20 protein-coding genes and 1 riboswitch are annotated in these 24,597 nt (G+C 35.0%); of the genes, 11 read left to right on the plus strand and 9 right to left on the minus strand.

Annotation, left to right across the window (positions count from 1 at the left end; translation table 11 throughout):
* Window positions 1–47 precede the first annotated feature (47 nt).
* On the minus strand, window positions 48–2,063 hold the full coding sequence (locus Bccel_RS29195; RefSeq protein WP_081926710.1) for a sensor histidine kinase: 2,016 nt from the start codon (window positions 2,061–2,063) through the stop codon (window positions 48–50).
* A 277-nt stretch (window positions 2,064–2,340) separates the two neighbouring features.
* Here Bccel_RS29195 and Bccel_RS22215 point away from each other — a divergent pair, with 277 nt between their 5' ends.
* Window positions 2,341–3,411, plus strand: coding sequence for an HD-GYP domain-containing protein (locus tag Bccel_RS22215; RefSeq protein ID WP_036935729.1), 1,071 nt, complete (start codon window positions 2,341–2,343; stop codon window positions 3,409–3,411).
* A 32-nt stretch (window positions 3,412–3,443) separates the two neighbouring features.
* Here the strand turns inward: Bccel_RS22215 and Bccel_RS22220 are convergent, their stop codons facing one another.
* Window positions 3,444–3,842, minus strand: a complete 399-nt coding sequence (locus Bccel_RS22220; RefSeq protein ID WP_242853033.1) for a hypothetical protein — start codon at window positions 3,840–3,842, stop codon at window positions 3,444–3,446.
* A 151-nt stretch (window positions 3,843–3,993) separates the two neighbouring features.
* Between Bccel_RS22220 and Bccel_RS22225 the strand changes: the two genes are divergently transcribed.
* Together Bccel_RS22225 and Bccel_RS22230 are read left to right on the plus strand one after the other, a co-directional pair.
* Window positions 3,994–5,127 (plus strand): zinc-dependent alcohol dehydrogenase, encoded by a 1,134-nt coding sequence (locus tag Bccel_RS22225; RefSeq protein WP_036935725.1) that lies wholly within the window; start codon window positions 3,994–3,996, stop codon window positions 5,125–5,127.
* A gap of 128 nt (window positions 5,128–5,255) precedes the next feature.
* Window positions 5,256–5,474 (plus strand): heavy-metal-associated domain-containing protein, encoded by a 219-nt coding sequence (locus Bccel_RS22230; protein WP_036935724.1) that lies wholly within the window; start codon window positions 5,256–5,258, stop codon window positions 5,472–5,474.
* A gap of 62 nt (window positions 5,475–5,536) precedes the next feature.
* Here the strand turns inward: Bccel_RS22230 and Bccel_RS22235 are convergent, their stop codons facing one another.
* The gene (locus Bccel_RS22235; protein WP_050753733.1) at window positions 5,537–9,079 is read right to left on the minus strand and encodes a PAS domain S-box protein; all 3,543 of its coding nucleotides are present in this window, start codon (window positions 9,077–9,079) and stop codon (window positions 5,537–5,539) included.
* A gap of 154 nt (window positions 9,080–9,233) precedes the next feature.
* A riboswitch (cobalamin riboswitch) is annotated at window positions 9,234–9,437 on the plus strand.
* Window positions 9,438–9,577: 140 nt separating this feature from the next.
* On the opposite strand from Bccel_RS22235, the gene Bccel_RS22240 reads away from it, so the two are divergent.
* From Bccel_RS22240 to Bccel_RS22250, 3 genes are all read left to right on the plus strand, one after another.
* Entirely contained in the window at window positions 9,578–10,522 is a 945-nt protein-coding gene (locus Bccel_RS22240; protein WP_036936045.1) for an ABC transporter substrate-binding protein, read from the plus strand.
* Window positions 10,523–10,586: 64 nt separating this feature from the next.
* The gene (locus Bccel_RS22245) at window positions 10,587–11,642 is read left to right on the plus strand and encodes a FecCD family ABC transporter permease (protein ID WP_036935722.1); all 1,056 of its coding nucleotides are present in this window, start codon (window positions 10,587–10,589) and stop codon (window positions 11,640–11,642) included.
* The gene (locus Bccel_RS22250; RefSeq protein WP_036935720.1) at window positions 11,642–12,463 is read left to right on the plus strand and encodes an ABC transporter ATP-binding protein; all 822 of its coding nucleotides are present in this window, start codon (window positions 11,642–11,644) and stop codon (window positions 12,461–12,463) included. Before Bccel_RS22245 ends, Bccel_RS22250 begins: the two co-directional genes overlap by 1 nt.
* On the opposite strand, the gene Bccel_RS22255 is transcribed toward Bccel_RS22250, so the two are convergent.
* A complete protein-coding gene (locus Bccel_RS22255; RefSeq protein WP_050753734.1) occupies window positions 12,443–12,763 on the minus strand; it encodes a BlaI/MecI/CopY family transcriptional regulator in 321 nt (106 codons plus the stop codon). The two genes, Bccel_RS22250 and Bccel_RS22255, sit on opposite strands and share 21 nt — an antisense overlap.
* Window positions 12,764–12,836: 73 nt before the next feature.
* On the opposite strand from Bccel_RS22255, the gene Bccel_RS30440 reads away from it, so the two are divergent.
* The gene (locus Bccel_RS30440; RefSeq protein ID WP_154673410.1) at window positions 12,837–12,980 is read left to right on the plus strand and encodes a hypothetical protein; all 144 of its coding nucleotides are present in this window, start codon (window positions 12,837–12,839) and stop codon (window positions 12,978–12,980) included.
* A gap of 326 nt (window positions 12,981–13,306) precedes the next feature.
* Here the strand turns inward: Bccel_RS30440 and Bccel_RS22265 are convergent, their stop codons facing one another.
* Window positions 13,307–14,272: a polysaccharide deacetylase family protein gene (locus tag Bccel_RS22265; protein WP_050753736.1), complete on the minus strand. Its 966-nt coding sequence runs from the start codon at window positions 14,270–14,272 to the stop codon at window positions 13,307–13,309.
* 257 nt (window positions 14,273–14,529) lie between these two features.
* Here Bccel_RS22265 and Bccel_RS22270 point away from each other — a divergent pair, with 257 nt between their 5' ends.
* A complete protein-coding gene (locus Bccel_RS22270; protein WP_050753737.1) occupies window positions 14,530–16,053 on the plus strand; it encodes a DUF4153 domain-containing protein in 1,524 nt (507 codons plus the stop codon).
* 100 nt (window positions 16,054–16,153) lie between these two features.
* On the opposite strand, the gene Bccel_RS22275 is transcribed toward Bccel_RS22270, so the two are convergent.
* Window positions 16,154–16,630 carry a DUF5362 family protein gene (locus Bccel_RS22275; protein ID WP_050753738.1) on the minus strand — a complete coding sequence of 159 codons (477 nt, stop codon included), beginning with the start codon at window positions 16,628–16,630 and terminating at the stop codon, window positions 16,154–16,156.
* Between the two features lie 248 nt (window positions 16,631–16,878).
* On the opposite strand from Bccel_RS22275, the gene Bccel_RS22280 reads away from it, so the two are divergent.
* A complete protein-coding gene (locus tag Bccel_RS22280; RefSeq protein ID WP_036935716.1) occupies window positions 16,879–19,128 on the plus strand; it encodes a WG repeat-containing protein in 2,250 nt (749 codons plus the stop codon).
* Window positions 19,129–19,311: 183 nt separating this feature from the next.
* On the opposite strand, the gene abc-f is transcribed toward Bccel_RS22280, so the two are convergent.
* The 3 genes from abc-f to Bccel_RS22295 form a co-directional block, all read right to left on the minus strand.
* Window positions 19,312–20,811, minus strand: coding sequence for a ribosomal protection-like ABC-F family protein (abc-f, locus tag Bccel_RS22285; protein ID WP_242857043.1), 1,500 nt, complete (start codon window positions 20,809–20,811; stop codon window positions 19,312–19,314).
* A 589-nt stretch (window positions 20,812–21,400) separates the two neighbouring features.
* A complete protein-coding gene (locus Bccel_RS22290; RefSeq protein ID WP_036935712.1) occupies window positions 21,401–21,775 on the minus strand; it encodes a CoA-binding protein in 375 nt (124 codons plus the stop codon).
* A gap of 106 nt (window positions 21,776–21,881) precedes the next feature.
* On the minus strand, window positions 21,882–22,529 hold the full coding sequence (locus Bccel_RS22295) for a CPBP family intramembrane glutamic endopeptidase (protein WP_050753739.1): 648 nt from the start codon (window positions 22,527–22,529) through the stop codon (window positions 21,882–21,884).
* A gap of 169 nt (window positions 22,530–22,698) precedes the next feature.
* On the opposite strand from Bccel_RS22295, the gene Bccel_RS22300 reads away from it, so the two are divergent.
* Both Bccel_RS22300 and Bccel_RS22305 read left to right on the plus strand, forming a co-directional pair.
* Window positions 22,699–23,199, plus strand: a complete 501-nt coding sequence (locus Bccel_RS22300) for a DUF6323 family protein (RefSeq protein ID WP_036935711.1) — start codon at window positions 22,699–22,701, stop codon at window positions 23,197–23,199.
* Window positions 23,196–24,578, plus strand: a complete 1,383-nt coding sequence (locus Bccel_RS22305) for a DUF6179 domain-containing protein (RefSeq protein ID WP_036935709.1) — start codon at window positions 23,196–23,198, stop codon at window positions 24,576–24,578. Before Bccel_RS22300 ends, Bccel_RS22305 begins: the two co-directional genes overlap by 4 nt.
* Window positions 24,579–24,597: the final 19 nt, after the last annotated feature.

Raw genomic sequence — 24,597 nt, forward strand, 5'->3', positions numbered from 1 at the left:
TCTCCACCTCATTAAGGGTTAATCTTTTTAAAACTTGTTTATATAAATTAAAAATAGATATCTGAAAACTCAACATTTATAGCCTCAACCCGGCTATCAGCAAATCTGCTGGCTGTCACAGCAGCATCTTCAAATGAATTCTTACAGCATTCCTGATTTAATAAGGTTGGAAGGCTTATAATAAATTCGCTGCCTTTACCGTATTCACTTACAACTTTTATTGTTCCACCATGAAGTTCCACCAATGATTTTACAAGGGATAAGCCTATTCCACTTCCCTCATGGCTTCTTGTCAGGGATTTATCAACCTGACGAAACCTTTGAAAAATCAGATCCTGTTTATCGCTTTGAATTCCTATGCCATTATCCTTAACGGATATTATTATTTTATCTTCATAATCGTAAATATTCACATTGATTTTACCATTGTCTTTTGTAAACTTTACAGCATTTGAGAGCAGATTAAGCATTATTCTTTCAATTTTATCGGGATCACATTCCATAAACTTTTCTTCAATATTTGTATCAAACTTCAACTGCAGCCCTTTACTCCTAATAAAATCTGCAACCGAAAGAGTAACCTCCTCCACAATATTCACTATATTGTATTCCTTTTTATTCAGAGTATAGAACCCTGCATCTATACGTGATGTATCAATTAAATTGTTTATAAGGCGAATAAGCCTGCTGCAATTTTGCCTCATTGAGTTTAGAAGTTTTCTCATCTTGTCATCATTATCCTGATAATTTTTAACGTAAATATCACACAATTGAATGGAGTTTAAAATAATATTTAAAGGTGTTCTAAACTCATGTGATATGTTTGCAAAAAACTCAGATCTTAATTTGTCGTACTCAATAGTATCATAAGCTTCTTTAAGCTGAGTTATATCCTGGATCTGTCTTACAAAATAGATGGGATTGCTTTCACTGTCCCGAACTAATGAACAGCTTAGAAATACCCACACCGGATAACCATTTTTATGAATATACCGTCTTTCTATATGGTAATACTGTATTTCACCTTCTATAAGCTGCTTGGTGAGGTTAAGATTAGATTCCATGTCATCAGGATGGATTATATCCTCATATGTCATATTATGGAGCTCTTCAGGAAAATACCCTGTTATATCACATACAAAGCGATTAACTTTCAGCCACTTACCGTCAATTCCAACAATAGCCATACCAACGGCTGCATACTCAAAGGCATTCTCGAACCGCTCTTCGCTTATATTTAACTGTTCCACCTTTGTCCTGTAAGGATAAGTAACCGCACTTATGAATATGCCTTTAAAAAGCAGGCAGTAAGATATAATTTTAAGAATGTGTCCCAAAACATTGCAAAATGAAAATATGCTATCATATAGTGAGAATAATATTTCTACAGGTATTGCAAAAATTATTGCAGATAAAATATACTTGTATGTCAATACCTCTCTCTTATTTACTTCTTTTATCAAAGGATGAAGGCAAAAAGCAAATAATACAAGTATTATACATTCCGTAATAGCTCTATAAATAGTAGGTCCCTCAGCTGTTAACATCTTTGGAAACAAATTCGGAAATCGAAGAAGCATAAAAGTTATCACAAAAGAGCCAGCCAACGAAATGATTAACATAGCCCATCTATTGACCTTAACTCTAAAAAAACCATATATCAATGCTAATATAAAAATAGCTTCAATAAGTCTTCCTATCACACCAAACTTTGTAAATAAGTCTTCCTGACCAGCAGGTGCAAATCCTAGCGGAGTAAAATATAAAGCGTGAAGGCCAATAAAAATAGCTACACTGAGAAAAGCAAAACCAATTAACCTTATGTTTAGTGAGTTGTTATCATATGTGTACCAAATAATAACAAATATTGAAAGAGAAATAAACACACATAAAAGCTCAAATACTGTATGGAATAAGCCAATATTAGTCCTCCAGATGTCAAGTGTTAAAATATCGGCTGCTAACCATGCTGCAATTAGAAGCAGTATGTTTTTTATTATAAATCCAAACATATTTGACTTAGTTTGTCCAAAGTTAACTTTTAAATAATTGTTTAATTTCACTTTAAACCTCTACAATAATTAATAATATTTTTCGTTTAATATTAAAATTATACAACACCTTGCATTATATTACACTATCTGTTTTAAACTTACAATTAAGATATTTTTACTGCCTATATAAATATATTAATAATGACAAATCTATTAAATTTGCTCCGCTAGATGTAATAGATTATAAACACTTTTATTATAGATCCGTCATAATTATCCGGTCAGTGTTTTATAATAGAATGCCGATAATATTTATAAATACTTTTTTAATATTGGGAGATAGCATATGAGAGTTGTTAATGTTTCCAGCCTTAAAGGGGACGAAATACTCGGCAAGCAATTATTTGACGATACTGGCAAGATACTCATCAATTCAAATGTTAAGTTAAGCCGATTTTTTATTGATAAACTTACCAGTATGGGGGTTAAATCAGTTTATATTGATGATGAAATTTCGAAAGAAATTGTTATAGATGACACAGTATCAGAGAAAACACGTCAAATGAGCAAATATAACCTAAAGGAGGCTATTGAGAGGTATGGCAAAAATAGCAGGACTGATAATAGTGATATAGTCAAATCAGTCAATTCTATCATTGATGAAATGTTTTTAAACAGGGATGGTTTAATAGACATTACGGATATAAGAGTTGGCGGCAATACTGTATTCTCTCATTCTGTAAACGTCTGTATTTTATCTAGTTTTATTGGGATTCATTTAGGATATAACACGCTCAAACTAAAAGATATTTCTATTGGAGCAATTCTTCATGATATAGGTAAAATAATAATTCTAAATGACAAAAAAGCCTTATCTAACTTCACTTCCAAGGAAGATGCAGATATTTATATACAATCAATGCATCCTAGAATAGGATATGATTTTTTAGGCAAAGAGAACTTCTGCAATACTCACTCTAAGATTGCAGTATTAATGCACCACGAGAATATTGACGGAACAGGATACCCACTTAAATTAAAAGGTGATGAGATAAGTGATATCGCTAGGTTAGTTTCTGTTTGTGATGTTTTTGATAATTTAATTTCAGGAAACGGCAAAGAACCTCCAAAGCTAGTGTATGAAGCACTTAATGATATAAACCGGATGATCGGACATCGTTTTGATGAAGAAATTGTAAAAATTTTCACAATGAATATAGCCTCTTATCCATCAGGGACCGGTGTAATATTAAATTCCAATGAAAAATGCCTGGTAGTACGCCAAAACAAATCAATGCCAATGCGACCAATTGTAAAAGTACTGGTTGACAAATCTGGAAAGCCAGTGGTTGAGCCTTATGAAATCGACTTATTAAAGGAACCGGCAGTATTTATTAAAGGAGATTGCCAGTTCTAAAAAAGAAGAAATAATATGCCTGTTGCATATTATCAATTAGCAGCAGGCTTTTTAAAATTAGGACTTTCCAGCTCCCCTCCCATATCTTTTATAATTTGCTTTATCCTATCCTCTTGTCCTTCACCCGATTCCACAATTACTTTGCAATTTGTATCTGCTACCTCTTCAAATTTACCAAATCCGCTAACCATAGGACTAGCAGCCTCTAAAGGTGCCTTGTCCCTTATTTCACCATATGAACCTGACTCAAGTACCAACCCCGACAAACTTACAGATGTTTCAGTCCCAGGTAGGTTTGTCTCTACATTCCTATCATCACGGTAATGCTCATTCATGTCTATAAAAGCTTTAGCGAAGCCAGATTGTTTAAGCTTTGCAACAGTTTCATTCCCAGTTTTAATATTGCTGAAAAACCCTTCAATTTTCATCATCAAGCCTTCTTTCACAATAGTTTTTCTATAGTTTTACTTTTATATAAATAAATTATTCCTAAATAAAAAAGTACTTGTACTTAAGTTGCATAAATATCAATGATGCAGCAAAACATATAATTGATTGGCAAATATGTAATGGAGGAATCTGATGAAGGCAATAGTATATGAAGGCATAAAGGATGTACAAGTAAAAAATGTAGGCGATCCTGAAATAAAGAAGTCTGATGACATTATTGTGAAGGTTACTTCAACTGCAATATGTGGTTCCGATTTGCATCTCATTCACGGTATGGTACCAAACATGCCAAAAGGCTTTATACTTGGCCATGAAACTATGGGGATAGTCGAGGAAGTGGGCAAGGAAGTCCATAAAGTTAAAAAAGGTGACAGGGTTATAGTTCCCTTCCCTGTTTCCTGCGGCCACTGCTGGTATTGTGAGCACGACTTATGGAGCCAGTGTGACAATTCAAACACCAACGGAGAAGTCGGTGCAATCTTCGGGTATAGCAAAACCTACGGCGGCTATGACGGCGGGCAAGCGGAATACCTCAGAGTCCCATATGCCAATGTTGGACCAACTATTGTTCCTGAGGATTTAACAGATGAGCAGGTACTATTTCTTACCGATATACTACCCACTTCTTATTGGGGGGTAGAAAACGGCGGTGTAAAGAAGGATGACACCGTAGTAGTCCTTGGCTGTGGACCTGTAGGACTTTTAAGTATTAAGTGGGCAGCGTTCCATGGTGCTAAACGAATAATAGCTGTGGATTATGTCGGCTATAGACTGGAACATGCAAAAAGGTATGAAGGTGTTGAAGTCATAAACTTCGAACAGTATGATAATGCAGGTGAATATATAAAGGAAATTACCCACGGCGGTGCTGATGTAGTTATAGACTGTGTGGGTATGGATGGAAAAATGTCTGTTATTGAGCTGGTTGAGACTGCCTTAAAGCTCCAAGGCGGATCAAAATCAGCTATTGAGATAGCAACTCAAGCTGTAAGAAAAGGTGGAACAGTGTCCATGGTAGGTGTGTATGGTGCAAGATATAATAATTTCCCCTTAGGAGATTTCTTTGCAAGGAATGTTACTCTTAAAATGGGCCAGTGTCCGGCACACACATATGTTAATCGCATACTTAACCTAATTAAGGAAGGCAGGTTTGATGCAACAGATATTATAACACATAGGCTTTCACTCAATGATGGTGAACGTGCATATGAAATTTTCGATCAAAAAAAGGATAATTGTATTAAGGTAATATTAAAGCCCTCGTAATAAATAAGGTATTAACAAATAAATAACTGATCAATCGGGCATTTCCAAAAGCTGAATTGATGTTTTTGCAAAAAGACACTTGAATAACGTACTTTTTGAAATACCCTAAAAAGGAGGAAAATTAAAGGATGAAGGCAAACAAATTTGTAATTTCAGGCTTAAATGACCCTAATGATGTAAGAAACATTGAACAATCCATACTGCATTCACATGATGGTATAAATGCAGTACGTGTAGATATGGAAGCAAGCACTGTTACCGTTGATTATGATGAAGGCAGGTATACAGAGGACGATATCAAAGGCTTTGTAACGAAAACAGGATTTAATGTAGTAAAGGTTAAGTAATGTAAGCGGGAAAGGACGGCAAGCAAGCCGCCCTTTTTCGTCCTTTTAATATGTATCTTCATCTATAACATCAAGACCTTAAGCTCTGACAGAAGCACTTCACATTTCACCTTATTTTGCTCCAATGCTGCTTTATTAAGTTCTTTTGCCAACTCAAACACTGGATTTACCCTGAGATTTCCAGAAGAGCCTTTTAACTGATGTGCCCATCTGCTTAATTCTAAAAAGTCATTACTTCTAAATGTATTTTCCATACTTTTGTATACATCCGGTAATGTTTTTATGTACTCTTCAAATATTTCAAGGGCTGTCTCTTTATTAATACCGGTACTTTCAATAAACTTGTCTATGCTGTCATCAATCAGTCCTCTATGGTCATTAATGCTGCTCTTTATGTTATTTTCAATCATTTGCAGCATAAGACTAAAGTTTATAGGTTTAGATATATAGTCATCCATCCCTGCTTTGATACAAATTTCCCTATCGCCTTCCATGGCATTTGCGGTCATAGCTATTATTGCAGTATGCTTTCTATCACCTTCCATTTCCCTTATTTTGAAGGTTGCTTCATATCCATCCATAACAGGCATCTGGCAGTCCATAAACACAACATCATAATTTTTTTCAGCTACAGCTTTTACAGCCTCTGATCCATCAACAGCTATATCACAAGTCATGCCATGTGTTTTAAGCATTGTTACAACAATTTTTCTATTAATATCATTATCCTCTACAAGTAAAATTTTAGCTCTCGATACTTTAATATCATCTTTAACTCCTCTTATAGTTGCCTTATTATCCAGAATGCTTTCTTCCTTCTCATTTAAAACACCTATAATGCGCTCTATAAGTTCGTCCCTCCTCACAGGCCTAGTAATAATCTTTGAGAACTCATATTCCTTTTTAATACTCTCATCTCTATATCGGGCAACTGATGATATCAGAACCAGTTTGATATTATTTGCACGGCAGGCAGCTTTAATATTATTTAGCAACTCATAACCACCCTTAAAATCAAAGTCAAAAACAATCATTTTTATTTTACTTCCATCGGATAAGATTTTTTCAACATCACCAGTATTTTTTGCTTCTAGCACCTTAAAACCTGCTTCCTCAAGGTATCCTGTAACAATTCTATTGTTATTTGGATTATCTCCAATCAATAAAATATTAACCTTTCCATTCTCAATAATACTCCACCTATCTGTTGATTTCTTTGAAACCTTCAGGAACACGCTAAATCTAAATAAAGAACCTTGACCTGCCAGGCTTTCAACCTCCATATCCCCACCCATTAATCTGACAAGCTCTCTTGATATTGCAAGTCCCAGGCCGGTACCCCCAAACTTTCTGGTTGTTGAAGTATCAGCTTGTGTAAAAGGTCTGAATAACTTATCAATTACTTCATTTTTAATGCCTATTCCAGTGTCTCTGACCTCGAAAATCAGCTGTTGCTTTCCGTCTTTTTCAATACCACAACCCACCGTTACATTGATTTGGCCTTTTTCTGTAAATTTAACTGCATTGCTCAATAGATTATTCAGCACTTGCTTGAGCCTGGCTGGATCTCCTATCACTTCTTCCTGAATACAGGGTTTTATATAGCTATAGATATCAATGCCTTTTTCTGCTGCTTTAGGCACCATAACAGATACAGCATCCTCCACTGCTGTTCGGACTTTGAAACTTGTTTCTTCAATTGTAAGCTTTCCTGCCTCAATTTTTGAAATATCCAGTATATCATTTATAAGATACAAAAGTATTTCAGATGCTCTCCTTGCCTCCCTCAAATAATCTCTTTGCTCAAAAGACAGGTCTGTTGTTTGCAGCAACTCGAGAAATCCAAGAATACCATTCATCGGAGTTCTTATCTCATGGGACATATTTGCGAGGAACTGACCCTTCATAATATTAGCTGCTTCTGCTGCCTTTCTGGATTTTTCAAGTTCCTCCTCAATCATGCTCCTTTCTATAGCCTTTTCCAGTGAATTTACAAAAGCACCTAATGTAGAGAATTCTCCTTCCGTCCAAACCCTTTCATATTTGCATTCATCAAATCCAATGAAACCCCAGAAAATACCACGAGCAAATATTGGCATAATTACAACAGACAAAATGTTCTGAGACTCTAAATGTGCCTTTGTTGTAACTTCATCAATATCTTTGACAATTCCATGGTAAGCCTTTCCCTCTTTTAGATTGTCAATAATATACTTAATATCTGCAAATGGAATATTCTGAAGCATTTGGTTATCTATCTGAGGCTCATATGTACCGGAGTTCCATTCAATTTTCTGGCTGGCATATCCCGCACCGTTTTCATCATAAGTACTTTCAAACAGGTAAACCCGGTCAACCCCTGTTTCTTTGCCTATTATGGCAAAGCAATCGGATATGGCACTATAGTAATCCCTGTTATGTATAAGCTCCTTAATTGACATGGCAACAGCAGATAAAATCCTCTCTTTTCTGTGCATCTCCTCTTCAAATTTTCTGCGTTCAGATATATCCAGAATAAACCCCCTGAGTCCAACGGGAGTATCATTTTCCATCACAACTGAAGTGAACCCCATAGCTGGAAATGTAGTTCCATCTTTGCATACTGCATTAAATTCTATATATCCATTGTCTATACCTGATATTTTTTCCCTAATGCGAGATAAAGCAATCTCTCTTTCTTTTGGAGATATTAAGTTCATAATATTAACACCCTTTTGAACATCCTCAGGTGAAAACCCAAATCGATTAAACCCATGCTGGTTTGAATAAGTAATATTGCCACTAATGTCAGCTTCATATATGGTCTCAGGAAAAATTTCAGCCAGATGCCTGAACTTTTCCTCGCTGGCACACATCTGTTTTTCTATATTCTTTCTTATAGACATATCTCTTGATATACCGATAAGTCCAGCCAGATTATTGTTTTCATCATAAAATGGAGTCTTTAAAGTTTCTGCATATACAATGGTCTGGTCAGCCATTCTGATTTTCTCTTCACTGACTATTGTCTTCTCAGCTTGAAGAACATCATCATCAGTTTTAATAAAATGGTTAATAAGTTCTTCATCTTTAAACAACTCCAAATCTGACTTATTAATAATATCTTGTTCCCTAATGCCTATGAATCTTTCTGCAAAGGCTTTATTACATCCTAAATATCTACTTGAAATATCCTTATAAAATATGAGGTCCGGAATAGCATTAAGTATCTGCTGGAAAAAATTCTTCTGTTTCTCCAAGCTGTTTTCCATTTCCTTTCTTTCCGTTATATCTCTGGCTGCTGCATAAACGATATCTCCGTAAGGCCTGGAACACCATTCTATATATTTATAATTTCCATCCCTGCATCTATATCTATTTGTAAAATTTACCACCTGCTTATTTTCACTTAAATCAGATATTGATTTAAGCGTTGCCTCAATATCATCAGGATGGACAAAACGCATAAAGCTTTGCCCCTCCAATTCATTCAGGCTGTATCCTAGTACAGTTTCCCATGACTTGTTAAGCTTTATAAAGGTTCCTTCCAACTTTGCTATGCATAGAAGATCCAGGTTCAACGAAAAAAAATGCTGAAAATCTATATCATAATTTTGTTCTATCATATAACTATCCTCCAAATACATATAAAGGGTTTAATATCAAGGCTTCTAGCAGCTTGTTCAATATAATATCGTCTTAAAGACGACACTTTATAATCATTATTAGTGCCTTAAACTGTTTTGACAATACTGTTTAATTGTGGTATCGTAATAATAATTGAATAATGTTATCAAAGGTTCTTGAATAAGTTATTTTCAATATTCAAGACTAAGAGGGAAACAGGTGTAAATCCTGTACGGTCCCGCCGCTGTAATTGGTGAGGTTTCACATAAGACATGACTAATGCCACTGGATAAAATCCGGGAAGGCGTGAATCCAATGAACCTGAGTCAGAAGACCTGCCTTTGAATTAACACCAAAGACTCTACGAGTGATAGGGGGGTGTAGGAATGTTCTTTTATTATTACGGTAATTACCTTTCAGTCTCTTAACCCTTTGGTTGAGAGACTTTGTTTATGCCTAGAATAATAAATAAAAATTTTATATTTGGAGTGTTGATTATGTTTAAAAAAAGGTTACTAATACTAATTTCCATTATTATATTGGCGTTTTCAATTGTCGGGTGCACCGAAAGCCAATCCCCCGAAAACAGTGAGAAGCCTACAAACACCATGGCAAATGCCCCTGTTTATCCCTTGAAAATAAAAGACTCGTATGACAGGGAGATAAAGATAGACAGTGAGCCACAAAGAATAATATCCATTGCACCTAATATTACCGAAATAATATATGCAATAGGTAAGTCGTCAAAGCTTACAGGAAGATCTGAATACTGCGACTACCCTGAAGATGTTAAAAAAGTCACATCAGTAGGATCATTACAAGATCCAAGCATTGAAAAAATTGTTGAGCTAAAACCTGACTTGGTGCTGGTTTCAACTCACTTTAAAAAAGAGATAGTTCAAAAGCTGGAAAGTATGGGTATAAATATAGCAGCATTCTATGGTGATGAAAACTTTGAGGGTGTATATTCTACAATAGAAAAAGTAGGTGCGGTATTAAATTCAAAGGATAATGCAAATAAGCTTATAACTGATATGAAGGTCAAGGTTCAGAATGTTGCCGATAAGGTTAAGGACAAGCCCTGTCCAAGTGTATATTATGTAGTGTCCTATGGTAAAATGGGTGATTTTACTGCCGGAAAAGACACATTCATAGGCCAGATGATTCAAATGGCAGGCGGAAAAAATGCCGCTGATGACGCACAAGGGTGGTCATACAGCTTAGAAAAGCTGGTAGAAAAGAATCCTGAAATCCTTATCTGCTCGAAATTTCTTAATTCAAAGCAGGGCATAGAAAGCACCAACGGCTATAAGGATTTATCTGCTGTAAAAAACAAAAAGCTTTATGAAGTTGACAACAACATGCTTGACAGACAAGGTCCAAGACTGGCAGACGGACTTACAGAGCTTGCTAAAATTATACATCCGGAAGCTTTTAAGTAGGGCATGACTGAAATTCACAATACAGCAAATCACATTTATATGGTTAATACACGAGGTTACAATAATGACATATGTTGAAAAAAGACCACTTATAAAATTAATATTATGCATATCTATCCTGGCATTACTGGCTGCAGTTATTCTTTCAGCCACCTTTGGTGCTGCACATATATCATTTCTCGATGCTGTACGAATTATGTCCTCTAAAATTCCTCTTATAGGAAAATTTATACCGATAGATGATTTGGATACCTCACATGTTATGATTGTGTTAAACTTAAGGCTTCCCCGAATCATTCTATCAGCCCTTGTGGGTGCTGCACTTGCAGTGGTAGGTGCTGCACTTCAGGGGATGTTTAAAAATCCTATGGCAGACCCTTATGTAATGGGAATATCCTCCGGTGCATCCCTTGGGGCTGCAATTGCTATAATAGCTGGGATGGAGTATACATTTTCCGGAATAGGATTCATAACAATATTCGCATTTGCGGGTTCCATTCTGACAATTGTCTTAATTTACAATATAGCCAGGGTGGGAAGTAAAATTCCGCCAACGACTCTCCTGCTTGCGGGAATAGCAATAAACTTTATGCTGTTATCAATGGTTTCAGTCATTATGGTATTTAATCGTAATCAAGTGGAGAAAATAGTATTCTGGGTGATGGGAAGTGTTTCTGCTGCAAGCTGGAACCAGATTGCTTTTTTATTCCCTCTTGTATTTATAGGTATCGCAATCATATTGGCTTTTTCGAGGGATCTCAATCTAATGTCAACTGGTGAAGAAACTGCCAAAAGTTTGGGAACCGAAGTGGAAAAGGTAAAAAAGATTCTAATAGCAATTTGTTCATTGCTGGTGGCAGCCTCGGTGTCAGTAAGCGGGGCCATTGGTTTTGTAGGTCTTATTATCCCCCATTCCGTGAGATTGCTATCAGGGTCTGACCACAGGTCACTGCTTCCATTTTCGGCAGTTGGAGGTGCAGCATTTATGGTGATCTGTGATACCATAGCAAGAAGTGCTGCTGCACCTGCGGAAATTCCGGTAGGAGCAGTTACATCCATATTAGGATCACCATACTTTATATATCTATTGTATATGAATAAGAAGAAGGTGTTTAATTGATGAATAGAAAAGGGATAATCACCATAAATAAACTTGACTGGGCTTTTGGTCAGCACAAGATATTGCATGACATTAACCTTACAATATATGAAGGCGGAATATATGGAATCATTGGCCCTAATGGCTCGGGAAAAACAACTCTTTTAAAAAATATTGCCCGCTGCCTGATGCCTGAAAAAAACTCCATACAACTTGGTGATAAGGATCTGACCCAGTTTTCCAATAGATCCCTGGCAAAGGAAATATCATATGTTCCTCAAAATACCGATATGGAGTTTGAATTTTCGGTAATGGATATGGTTTTGATGGGAAGAAGCCCCTATATAAAAAGACTTCAATCAGAAAGCTCCAATGACATTGAAATAGCAAAAAGTGCCATGGAAATGACTAATACCTGGGACTTAAGAGACAAAAATATAAACATGATAAGCGGAGGCGAAAGACAGAGAACAGTAATTGCCCGTGCATTAGCTCAAAAGGCCAATATAATGCTCCTGGATGAGCCTGTATCTCAATTGGATTTACATCATCAACTTGAGATTATGGATATTTTGAAAAGACTTGCCGTAGAGAATAAAGTTACTGTTGTAATGAGTATTCATGATCTTAATATTGCTGCTCAGTTCTGTGACAGGCTTATACTTATGGACAAGGGAAAGATATTTAAGGAAGGCATCCCCAATGATATTATAAAGGAGGACATCGTGTACTCGGTATATGGTGTTAAAGCCATAGTTATGAAAAATCCTGTAACCGGAACCCCTCATTTAATACCATATGGCAATCAAAGTGATCTTCATCTAAAATCCGCTGGAGACTGACCCAGACCAGCAATAAACATTACAATTATTAAAAAAAGTCTTAAGTAGATTCTTTATAGCTTTTTTCTCAGCATTTTTCCTCGATCCTGCAGGATAATACAAATACTTTATACCTTGTTTTTCATGCTTTAGCTGACCCTTATCCTCGAGAATTTTCATTAATGCCCTTACTGTTGAGTAATTAATATCCTCGCCGATCTCATCCTGGACATCAGATACAGTTGCCTTTCCCAATCTCAATATAATATCCATAATCTGCTGCTCTCTTCTGCTTAGATAAATTAAGGATTCGTCAGACATTTTATCCTCTCCGTTTAATTAGTTGATGTTAAAATTTTTAGCACTTCCATGAAATAATATCAAGGATATACAGATGATTGTAATGCTACGAGAAATCTGTTCATATAAGCTGGAAGGCGAGCATACTATAGACGAAAACTTATCAGAATATATGACTGAGTATGACTACAAAAAGGCTGTTTTATGTCCTGACTGCGGTATAATTCTTATAAAATAAAAAGTAGCTAAAGATTTACCTTTTTACCTGGATCACTGTAATGCTTGCAATGGTGTATGGCTTAATAAAACCGAATGGGAAAACCTTGTCAAGAAAAACCTCCACTACCATATGAACAGCTTCTTTACAAAACCATGGCAAAGCAAATTGCAAGCTGAAATGACAAAAGAGCGATTAGATCAAAAATACTTAGAGTCCTTTGGGCCTGAAAGCTATGAAAAAATTAAGGATATCAGAAACTGGCTGTACAACCATCCCCAAAAAGACAAACTGATCCATTTTATTCTTGACTATGACCCTTATAAGATTTGAAGTTAGTAAAATGGCTATTCATGCTGATCCAATGTTTTAAATACATAACCCTTATCCTTTAATAGCCTTATAACCTCAGGAAGAGATTCAATGGTTGTCTCTTTTCCTGAGCTGTCATGCATCAGTACAATTACTTTATCTTTACCCTCTATTGACTTAACTATGTTTTCAACCAATCTCTTCGCAGGTACTTTTACACCTTCAGCATCACCATTTAAAGCATCCCAGTCATAGCTTATGTAGCCCTTCTTTTTTACTGCTTCCCTAAACGGTGCTAATTTTTTGCCAAATGATCCACCTGGAAACCTTATAATTTTATTGGCATTCCATTGAGTGCCCAGCACATTAACAATAGCCTCCTCACATTTAACCAATTCATTTACAAAAGCCTCTTTAGTGGAATATATTTTGTCATAGTCATGAGAATAAGTATGATTGCTAATCAAGTGGCCTGAGGCTTGTACATCCTTCAAAATCCCGGGATTTAAAGAACACATCTCACCCAGTACAAAGAATGTAGCCTTTATATCATGCTCCTTTAATATCCTTAAAACTTGAGGTGTTATTTTAGCTGTTGGGCCATCATCAAATGTCAGGTAGGCTACCTTTTCATCCTTCTTTAAAGCAGATTTATCCTTTGACAGATTTCTATCATCCATTGTTTTTATTTCCACAGCTTCAGCTGTATTTTGCTTTGAAGCAATAAAACATTTTTGTATAAAATCAAGCCTTGTGCAATCGGAATGATATAAGTTCCTAAATCCATCATTAGCTGCAGCACTTTTATCTAATTCATTTACACTCAAAGCATTAACATCACATAATCTTAATATAATAAGCACTATATTGGCAATTAAACTGGAAAACATTATAACCGTTTTAATTTCTATTTTGCATCTTCTTCTATAAACTTCCAAATTACAATTATATCTTTGGTTTAAGCTGCCGCTAACACTTTCTGCAGTAAATTTACAAATCATCTTTGCTCCCCCGTACAAACAAAATTACCTATGATTTTACAATATAACTTTATGAGCAAAAACAATTTAATAATTGGTTAAAAATAGTTACAAAAGCATTACAATGCAATGGCTTGTATGATAACCAATAAATTCTTATCGTTATTCAATATATTTTTATTGATTATCTTAACAAACTGTTTTATAATGAAAATGTAAAGATAAGAATGATAATGAATGATAGAAAGGTAAATTAATAATTTTAAGGATGTGATTCTATGGAAGAAATCTTCAGCTGGGAAGAAAAAACCAGTTCCGTCAAGGAACAAATATCAGTAAACAAGGAGACCGTCATTCTTTTGTTCTGCTGCATAGGTTTGGGCATAGCAGGAGACATACTGTTATTTGAAAAACCCTTTGGTATATCCTATCCGATTTTTATATTGGTTTTTTATGCCATATTTTTATGGAGGTTAAGAGGATTGCTAAAATTCAAACTTGACTTTGGTTGGCTTTTATGCGTTCCTGTTATTGGGCTGTCATCAACCTATGCCATATACTCAAATAATGTGTTCCGAGTTTTGAATTTTGCTGCCGTACCTATTCTAATTGTTGCCCAAACCATTATTTTAACAGGCTGCAATAAAAACAAATGGTCTTCATTAAGCTTTATATTGGATATTTTAGAAGGCATGTTTATCAAGGTATTTCGACATATGGGAAAACCATTTGTCATCATATCTAAAATTCCATTATTCAACACGCACAAAAATAAAAACATTGTTAAAATACTGGCCGGATTAGTTATCTCACTACCTGTAATACTAATTGTTATTCCTTTATTAGCATCTGCTGATAAAGTATTTCAGCATTACCTTAACAATTTACCTAACCTTTTCACAGGTTTAAGAATAGATGAGATTATATCAAGAATCATATTCATTGCATTGCTATCATTAGCATCCTTCAGCTATATTTGGAGCCTTCATAACAAAAAAAGCAAAGAACAGATTGAAAACTGCGATAAAAACAAAGACCAGTGGAAAATCCTGGACCCGGTTATAGTATCCACTATACTGGTTTGCGTAAACCTAATTTATGCAGTGTTTGTCACGATACAATTCACATACCTGTTAGGAGGTACAAAACCCTTGGGTTTTTCCTTCTCAGAATATGCAAGAAGAGGTTTTTTTGAATTGGTTGCTGTTTCACTCATTAATTTCAGTATTTTACTGCTAAACATTAACTTTACAAGAAACTCTGGCAAAAACTCACATTTGACAGTCAAGGTTTTAAATACATTTCTCATCATATGCACTCTTATTATGCTCTACTCAGCACATTATAGAATGTGGCTATATGAAGATGCATATGGATACACATATCTGAGGGTATTCACCCACAGCTTTATGGTATTTATATTTATTCTTCTGATAGTTTCAGCAATTAAAGTATGGAATACTAAGCTGCTCCTCTTCAAGTATTATGTGATTATCGGCCTCATTAGTTATATGGCAATTAATTTCATAAACGTAGATAATATAATAGCATCAAAAAACATTGACAGGCTTAAGGATGGTAAAGCATTGGACGTGGCTTATTTTAACAACCTATCCTATGATGCCGTAAAATATCTGGAAAAATATATTTATGATAAGGATTACAGTGTTAAGATCCAGCAGGTGTTTTGGAACAAGAAAAATGCATTGGAAAGGAAAACAGGATGGCAGAGTTTTAATGTATCTGAATACAACGCTTCCAACATATTGGCAAAATACAAATTAAATATAAACCAACCTTAGTGTTGTCATGAAAAATAGAAAAACTATTTACACCATATTATCCTGCTGATTGCATGGTAATTGGTTAAATAGTTTTTCTTAATTTTAATGCAAAATTTTACTAATAACGAAATCTGTAATCGTTCAACATCGAACCAAATGTCCCGATTGCTACAATTGCAAGTATGACAATAAGTATGGTGAAAGCAATACCAATAATCATCAATATACCGTTCATCTTAAAATAGCTTTTAAAATCCTGCAGTGAATTAGATAAACTATAATAATCACCGGTATCTATGAATCTTCTGATACTATTAGCTGCATTTAAAAGCTTCAATGCCATTATTATTATTACTGCTCCTATTCCAGGATAGATAATTGCAACCGGATTGATAATAATAGCAAGAACCCCCAAACACATTATTGCAGCACAAATTATTTGCACTATCGCAATAAATTTTGCCCACCCCGCAAGACTTCTCAAATCCGATTGACTAATACTTAACCCATTGTTGTTCTGACTGTTCTGATTGTTCTGATTGTACTGATTGTACTGATTGTACTGATCCTTTTGATACATGTCTAAATCTTCCATTTATGTCCCCCCAACATATTTTATATAATAATTATACTACAAATAGTATAAAATGTCGATTTATATCTTTTCGTGTCAATATTTGTAACAACACCTGAGCCTTAACTATTTCTTAACTATTCGGTAATTATTTTTGAGTCCTATTGTAATAGAATAAAAGAAGAGAATTGCGAAAGTCATTGTAGATATCGTACTTTGATCTTAGAAACGTAAGATTAATAATATTTTTTATACGAGGAGAAATTTATATGAAAAAAATAGTTAGCCTGATATTATGCTTATTATTTTCAATACCGTCATTATCTTTATACTCATCAGGCGAAGATAATGCAATCCTTCTTCCTGCAGTTACAGAACAGGATGGAAGCGATAAATGGGGTTTTATAAATCTTGCAGGTAAATTTATAATTCCTCCTAAATATGATACTGTAAGCAATTTTTCAGCCAAAGGAATTGCGGTTGTATCTGAGTACAATTCAAATACCCTCACCTCATATGATATTAGTTCATACTTCATAAACAAAGAAGGAAAAATAGTTTTAGGTCCTTTTAGTTGTTATATACCGGATTTTGACAATGGTTATACAGTTGTTTATGAAAAAGAAAAGGGAAGCAAATTGGTAAATGATGATGGAAAAGTTGTTATTACCAGCAAGTACAGACTTGAAAGTGTTTCGGAAGGAATTGTTTTATTCTCAGAAACCAAAAAAGACAATACCTTATATGGTTACATGGATATGAAAGGAAATATTATTATATCACCAAAGTATACTTATGCTCAGAACTTTAAAGACGGTATTGCAAAAGTAATGCCCACAACAGACAAATCCATCTGCATCGATCGTAAAGGTAATGTTATAAAGAATAGTGATGTGATATCTATTGGTAAAGAGGTTTTATGGCCTGTTCCTTTTATGGATCAAAAAACCAACAAATATGGTTATAAATTCTCAGACGGCGAAATAGCTATTAAGCCAAAGTTTACTGAAGCAGAAGAATTTATCAACGGTGCAGCAAAGGTAGCTATCCAAACGGGTAAGGAAGAATACGATACAAATCCTGCACTTATCGATATTAATGGCCAATACATTATAAAACCCCAATATTCAGGAATTCATTATATAGGTCAGGGACTTTATGGAGTTAACAAAAAAGGCTTTGGGTACGCCGGGTATTCCAATTATCCAAACGCAATATTTAACAGTGACGGAAAACAGTTATCAGACTTTTTATACTATAACCTTCAGGAATTTAATGGCAATTATGCTTCCGCGTGCAGTTCAACTCAGACATTTTTCATTGATAAAAGCGGTACTAAGGCCGCCGACCTCCCTGTCATAGATGGCGTTGGTACAGTTGAGTTTACTGGAGACATAATAAAAGCCAACTGTGATAATTATCTTTCATATTTCCGAAAAGATGGCTCCCTGATCTGGAAGCAAAACAAAGATTACGCATTTGATTCAGGTATTACAGTTAAAAGAAATAAATTCAGACCGGACTATTACACCTACATTGAGTGCCCGGAAATATCAGGATTATCTGATTCCGGCATGCAGGAGAAAATTAATAAAAAGTTGACCGATGTATTTCTTAAGGATAAAGAAAAAATTGCTCAGGATAATTTAGAGAATGAAAGTATTCAAGACGAAAGCTTTAAAGCCAAACAGAACAAAGACCTTTTGACAATACAGGCCAATGGATATATATACCCCATTGGAGCCGCCCATGGGATGCCTTACACCGAAGACTACCCATTAAATCTAAAAACAGGCGAAATATACAAGCTTAAGGATCTTTTCAAAGCAAACTCCAAATACAAGGAGAGACTTACAGCCATAATAAGAAATCAGATTGCTCTTAACAAAAAAATTACTGATTTTGAATATTTTCATTTTGTTGACTCAACTCCATCAGTCCAGGATACAATTGGGTTTACAGCAAAAAGGGATGCACTGGTGCTTACTTTTGCACCTTACGAAGTAGCTGCCTACGCAGCGGGGTTTGTATCCTTTGAAATACCTTACGGACAAATAATTGACATCATAGATACAAAAGGTTCCTTCTGGAGTTCATTTGACAAAGAAATTAAGAAAAGTGAAATTCATTACCTGAGTAATGTGGCTGCTGATACTTCTGCAACTATCCAAAATCAAATCAAAGCTTATGAAAATAAAATAATTGAGGCAATAAATACAAACGACTTCAAAAAGGTAGAACCCCTTCTTTATAAGGACAGCAGTCTATATAATGAACAAAAAGCCCTGATAAAGAACCTGAACAAAAATGGCATTAAGGAAAAGCTTGTAAGTTTTGAAATCTATGCAATGGGATATTTGAATAATCCCGATGAGGTTAAGGTTTATGTACTTGAAGACATAGGCATAAAGTACTCTACAAAGAAAAATTATGATTCACGCAAATATAGCTGGTGCTATACCGTGAAGTATGACAAGAGCACTAAGAGCTATAAACTGAGTAAAATAAGCAAATGGTAGAAAGGAAATAGGGGAGATGCATTTTTCATCATCCCCTATTTTTCAAATAACCTAAAGCTTAGGCTTTCTTTAATCATTCCTTAATCAAACGTTGGTACTCAGCTTCAAGAGCCTCCCTATCCGCTCCAGGCATTGAAAGTTTGGAGACTACCTCGGCAATTCTCAATTCCAGCACGACACGGTCTATATCATTTTTCTTATTTGAATGCCCTTGCGACTCCCGTTCATATAATCTTCCAGCATCCCATCAATCTCCGTGACAGCACCTTTTTCAAAAGCCAACATTTTTGTAGCAACCTTACTTACAAATGCAGTATCATGAGATACAAAAACAACGGTACCCTCATAATCACACAGCACATTTTCCAAGGCTTCTATAGATTCCATATCAAGAAAGTTTGTGGGCTCATCCAACAGAAGCACATTGGCACTTGATACAAAAAGCTTGGCAAAAGAAACTTTAACTCTTTCGCCGCCGCTTAATACGCCTACCTTCTTAAATACATCATCGCCTCCAATAAGAAGCCTGGCTAATATTGTCCTTGCAGCAGCCTGGTTCTGTACGCTGCCATCCATTACATTTTCCAAAACCGTTTTATTGTTATCAAGGTTTTCAAAACCCTGTCTAAAGTAGCCCAACCTGGCTTTAGGAACTACATATATGTTCCTATCGTTTTTTTCAAAGATGAGGTTTAACAATGTAGTCTTTCCTGTTCCGTTCTCTCCCCAAAGAGCAGTTTTAGAACCGTTATAGATATTGAATTTTACATCATCAAACAGCTTTCTGCTGCCGAAACTGCAGGCCAAATTGTTTGTTGATATTACTATTCTGTTTTCAGGCGGACTTGTCAAAGAAAAATCCAATTTAATTGTTGGCAGTTCATTTGGTTTTTCTTTTACCTCAAGCCTTTCAAGTCTGGTTTTCATACTATTTACAGCATTATTGAGCTTCTGCTGTATCTCAGTAGTTTCCCTTTTATGAAGCCTGGCCTCAGAATTTCCCATTCTTTTTGGAGTCTTTCTCATGGATTTTGCTCTGTTTTTCCTATCAATGATTGCTTCGGTAAGCTTTGACTTTTCCAAAATGTATTTTTCATATTGCTGTTCCTTATGCCTGAAATCCATCTCAAGCTGCTCTTTGTAAGAGGAATAATTACCACTGTATACAGCTATCTTACCATCCTTTACCTCAAGGATTTTGTTGCAAACACTATCTAAAAGTTCTCTGTCGTGGCTTATAAGTAGTAACGACTCCGCTTCAAAAAGCTTTTCCCTTAAAAGCCCTATTCCTTTATAATCCAGGTTTGCTGTCGGCTCGTCTGCTAAGAGAATCACCCTATCTTTGCTTACTGCATTGGCAATTTTAATTCTGGTTTTTTCCCCTCCGCTTAGCCCACTATATTGAGATATATTATTCAAACTAAATTCCTTCAGTGCTTTAGGATCTGCTTCCATTTTTTCATCCGAAAACTGCTTTATATAAGCAATCTCACTGTATTGCTTTACAAAACCCTCGTCTGGTTGGATACTTTTTGAAAGTATGTTTAGGAGTGTTGTTTTCCCTGAACCGTTTTGTCCTACAATCCCAATCTTGTCACCTCTATATATCTTTAAACTGTCAAAACCTACTATAAGCCTGTCTCTATAATATTTTTTTATATTTCCTGCTTCTAAAATAAGCATAAAAAAACTCTCCTTCCACATCCTGAGTAATGTGCTGGAAAGCTTAACCTGTAAATTTGCCCTTTAATATCCAAATATGAATATTATTAAAGCATTAAGTTTTTTATAAACTGAGCTTCATGAATAAACCTAATATAAAAGCACAATTTACAAAGACTTAATATATTAAAAGTGTTAACCACTTTTAATATGGCAGTCAATACCTGCCCATATTCTATTTACAGCTAATCCAGCACATACAAAATCGCTTGCGATTTTGCAACCTTGGCGTTATTGTGAGAAATTGCGGGTTAGAACAAACCATAATTCCCCATGAACAAACGTCAATATCAAATTGTTTTTGCCGAATTAGCCAATCCTCATCAGTCTATACCTTACCCTTTCTTAATGGTAACTATTTTAATTCCACCTGAGATCTAGTCATGTTGAAAATATAACTTACCGTATAATTTGGCGTTGGTGTTAACTTAACTCGAGAACACACGCTCAAAACGGTAAGTAATTTTACAATCATGCCTTACCTCATATAACCATTTTACTTTCCTATCAAATATTAGTCAATCAATAAATATTAACAATTTATCCCATTTCATATTGTGGCAACAAGAACACATGCCTGAACTGCTTTCAACCCAAGATCTTCTATCTGCTTCATGATTTCATCATCATGCGTTCCCGGCTGGAGCCATACATAATTTACTCCCAACCTGGCAGCCTCATCCAAAAAAGCCTTTCCTCTTTTAGGAGAAACAACCATATTAATGACTTCAGGAACTTTGGGCAGGGATGAGAGATCCTTGTAGCATTTATCTCCCTCTACCTCATCATATACCGGATTTACTGCGTATACTTCATACCCTTTATTCTTTAGCTTGCGGTAAATCATATTTCCGTATTTCTCTTGCCTCTGATTGGCACCAACAACCGCCCATACCTTTTTCTCAAGCATTGTTTCTTCCAGCATGATATCACTCCTTACTTGCAGCCATAGTTAAATTATTTTTTTAAATCTTAACAATTATTCCACCGATATAAGTTATTTTACTTTAATTTACCCTATCACCTTTGGCTTATACCATAAAAAACATAGTCATAAAGTTATTTACCGAATGAATAATCATACATGGCCATATTGATTTTGTTCTTTTTAAAACATAACCCTGCAGTAACGCAAAGCAAATTAAAAAAACAAATGATCCAATTGCTTCAGTATGCAGCAAGTTACCCTCTTTATACCACTTTGGAAAATGAATCAGCATAAACAGTACGGAGGATATTAAGTTTGCAGCCCAAAATTTTGTTATCTTATGTAGTTCCGTAAGTATGAAACCCCTGAATACTACTTCCTCAGTGAATCCTATAAGAATTACTGCACTAATCATTGCATATAGATCAAAAGAAGGGTTAAGACCTTTTTGGAAAAGTAAAATCCTTGCAATATGATAAAATGTGACCAGTATCCCAAATATGAATCCAGCTTTTAATCCGGCTTTAACATTTCCTGTCATTTGGAGATATGATAAAACATTTTCTTTGAATTTATATTTTATAATTAAAATAACCGGTAAAGTCCATACCAAAAATTTAATCCCCAATGATAGATATGGATTGATCTCTTTAACAGAATCTTTCAAATAGAGCTCAAAAACTGTCCAAGCGGTAAAAAACGCTATGCAATACAGAGTTAAAAAAACTTTACTTTTACTTTTTATATCCATTATATCCCCCAAATATCCCAAATATCAAAAAACCATTGAATTCTTTCCAATCCAATGGTATAATAAAAGTCTATATATTTATTATTATTTGCATAACTCTACATCTTAACTATATCACAAACAGAATTATTTGTCAATAGTTTTGGGAAATATTTTAAGGAGGTATATTATGGATAAAAAGTTTCTCATCTCTCCAATACTGGACTTAAGCCAATCTGCGGTAGATGAAATTATAAAGTGCAATGAAACTACATCCCGGTATGGGCTTGTTTTATCACCTGACGAGGCAAAAGAGCTTGTTGAAACGAGAAATGAAACCTTAAAAGGTTATGGGAGGATTGAATTGGGAGGAGGCATAATAAATAAGTTGATAGAAGCCTTTTGTGATTCGCCTTATATAATTCAAAAAGACTATTCAAGTATACTTCACGAATTGATCGAAACTTTTTATTACTATAAAAACGAGACTCTGGATCAACTAAGTGACGACGAACTCATTGACCTAATGAAGGATAACTTTAACAACAGGTGTCATGGTTCTTTAGAACTGCTGCAAAACAGGGATCTGGATAAAATAGCCAGAAACATCAGATACGGCGAAGATGACTTTGATGATCTTGATGAGGCTGATGGGGCTGATGAATACTTTTTCGGGGAGGATTATGAATGAGTACAGGCATAGAAAAACAATATTCAATAAGGAAAGAGAACTTAGACAAGTCAAATTATTTACAATCTCTGTTAAATGAAGCGGTAAGGCTTAAGCTTCTTACCATGGATGAAATCACAGGCATCCGACTGCAACTGGCAGATGTGCTTACTACAGAGACCAGATCATATACACAGGGGGACAGCAGCTCTGTGACGGTTGAAACTGCCCAAAGTCTTATGATGTCAATAATATATACAATAGATTTTTATCTAAAAAACCTGCCAAACACTGACGAATGTTTATATGCAATTAAATCTACAAAGCTAATGGCCGTTTACTCCAAGGGGAAAGAACTTATAAGAATTGAGATTGAAAAAACAAAAGAATTATTTCATTTGGTTCAAAAAAACAAAATTTCTACTGATAATATTGCATATAATGACACCATTGAGTCACTTGCCAGCTTTTTTAAGGATTATAACCCCATGTTTGCTGCTCATGATTCAGTTGTATCAATAGATTATCCATTATGTATAGACAGGATGGACACATGCGGAATTGAATATATCAGCTCTTACCTTCAAAAGCTATATTGTGAAAATGAATTCTGCAGACGTTTTTCAAAAGAAAGTATTGTTTATTTGCTAAACGGCTATAGCAAAGAGAATAAGGAACTGCTGATTAATATTTTTGAGATTGTTCTTGCCAATTCATTAGGTTCGGTTTTACTTAAAAGAAGTTCTAAAGATCTAAGAATTGATGGGAATGATTGCTTGTACCTGCAACGTACTTTAAGCTGCATGTGCCCAATTGACTATGAATCGGAAATATCCAGCTCCGCGGATAAAATAATAAGGGAGTTGGAAATTGAAAATGAATTTTTAACAAAATACATTTATGAAACTATTAATGATATGTCTGCAAGAATAAGAAAATTGCTGCAGTTAAATAAATTATCTACTATTTTTATTCAAATGAAAGAAAAAAATGAAGCGTCAGATTTCAGGTTTGAAGATGGTAATAAGATGGATGATGAATTATTTAGAAAGGTTACCGAAGAAATACGATCTTGCAGAAATGTTTCAGACAAATTGAAAATAATTTGGCAGGAAGTTCATAGCTTTGTTGATTTGGTGGATATCCTTGGTGCAGATTGTATATTTGAAAATGAGTATACCGAAATATTCTCATCTTTTGGAGACCTGGAACTGGCCATGCTTTTAAAGGAACTCCCATCCAATAAAATCCCAGACTATAGATACATAAATAGCAGGGATTTTGATTTGCATTTATCGGAAAGCGAAAAGGAATGGCAAACTGCATTGACAGCTTATATAAAAAACCTTGATAATACTCAGATGAAAAAAATCATTCAAATGTCGGATAAACTTGACTAAAATTTCTTAATTAAGCTCT

The sequence above is a fragment of the Pseudobacteroides cellulosolvens ATCC 35603 = DSM 2933 genome (genome assembly GCF_001262605.1).
Taxonomy (GTDB): Bacteria; Bacillota; Clostridia; order Acetivibrionales; family DSM-2933; genus Pseudobacteroides; species Pseudobacteroides cellulosolvens.

Coding starts and splice junctions, on each gene's coding strand:
- Bccel_RS22215 (WP_036935729.1), top strand. CDS start 2,341: ATGAGAGTTGTTAATGTTTCCAGCCTTAAAGGGGACGAAATACTCGGC.
- Bccel_RS22220 (WP_242853033.1), bottom strand. CDS start 3,842: ATGATGAAAATTGAAGGGTTTTTCAGCAATATTAAAACTGGGAATGAA.
- Bccel_RS22225 (WP_036935725.1), top strand. CDS start 3,994: ATGAAGGCAATAGTATATGAAGGCATAAAGGATGTACAAGTAAAAAAT.
- Bccel_RS22230 (WP_036935724.1), top strand. CDS start 5,256: ATGAAGGCAAACAAATTTGTAATTTCAGGCTTAAATGACCCTAATGAT.
- Bccel_RS22235 (WP_050753733.1), bottom strand. CDS start 9,079: ATGATAGAACAAAATTATGATATAGATTTTCAGCATTTTTTTTCGTTG.
- Bccel_RS22240 (WP_036936045.1), top strand. CDS start 9,578: ATGTTTAAAAAAAGGTTACTAATACTAATTTCCATTATTATATTGGCG.
- Bccel_RS22245 (WP_036935722.1), top strand. CDS start 10,587: ATGACATATGTTGAAAAAAGACCACTTATAAAATTAATATTATGCATA.
- Bccel_RS22250 (WP_036935720.1), top strand. CDS start 11,642: ATGAATAGAAAAGGGATAATCACCATAAATAAACTTGACTGGGCTTTT.
- Bccel_RS22255 (WP_050753734.1), bottom strand. CDS start 12,763: ATGTCTGACGAATCCTTAATTTATCTAAGCAGAAGAGAGCAGCAGATT.
- Bccel_RS30440 (WP_154673410.1), top strand. CDS start 12,837: ATGATTGTAATGCTACGAGAAATCTGTTCATATAAGCTGGAAGGCGAG.
- Bccel_RS22265 (WP_050753736.1), bottom strand. CDS start 14,272: ATGATTTGTAAATTTACTGCAGAAAGTGTTAGCGGCAGCTTAAACCAA.
- Bccel_RS22270 (WP_050753737.1), top strand. CDS start 14,530: ATGGAAGAAATCTTCAGCTGGGAAGAAAAAACCAGTTCCGTCAAGGAA.
- Bccel_RS22275 (WP_050753738.1), bottom strand. CDS start 16,630: ATGGAAGATTTAGACATGTATCAAAAGGATCAGTACAATCAGTACAAT.
- Bccel_RS22280 (WP_036935716.1), top strand. CDS start 16,879: ATGAAAAAAATAGTTAGCCTGATATTATGCTTATTATTTTCAATACCG.
- abc-f (WP_242857043.1), bottom strand. CDS start 20,811: ATGCTTATTTTAGAAGCAGGAAATATAAAAAAATATTATAGAGACAGG.
- Bccel_RS22290 (WP_036935712.1), bottom strand. CDS start 21,775: ATGCTGGAAGAAACAATGCTTGAGAAAAAGGTATGGGCGGTTGTTGGT.
- Bccel_RS22295 (WP_050753739.1), bottom strand. CDS start 22,529: ATGGATATAAAAAGTAAAAGTAAAGTTTTTTTAACTCTGTATTGCATA.
- Bccel_RS22300 (WP_036935711.1), top strand. CDS start 22,699: ATGGATAAAAAGTTTCTCATCTCTCCAATACTGGACTTAAGCCAATCT.
- Bccel_RS22305 (WP_036935709.1), top strand. CDS start 23,196: ATGAGTACAGGCATAGAAAAACAATATTCAATAAGGAAAGAGAACTTA.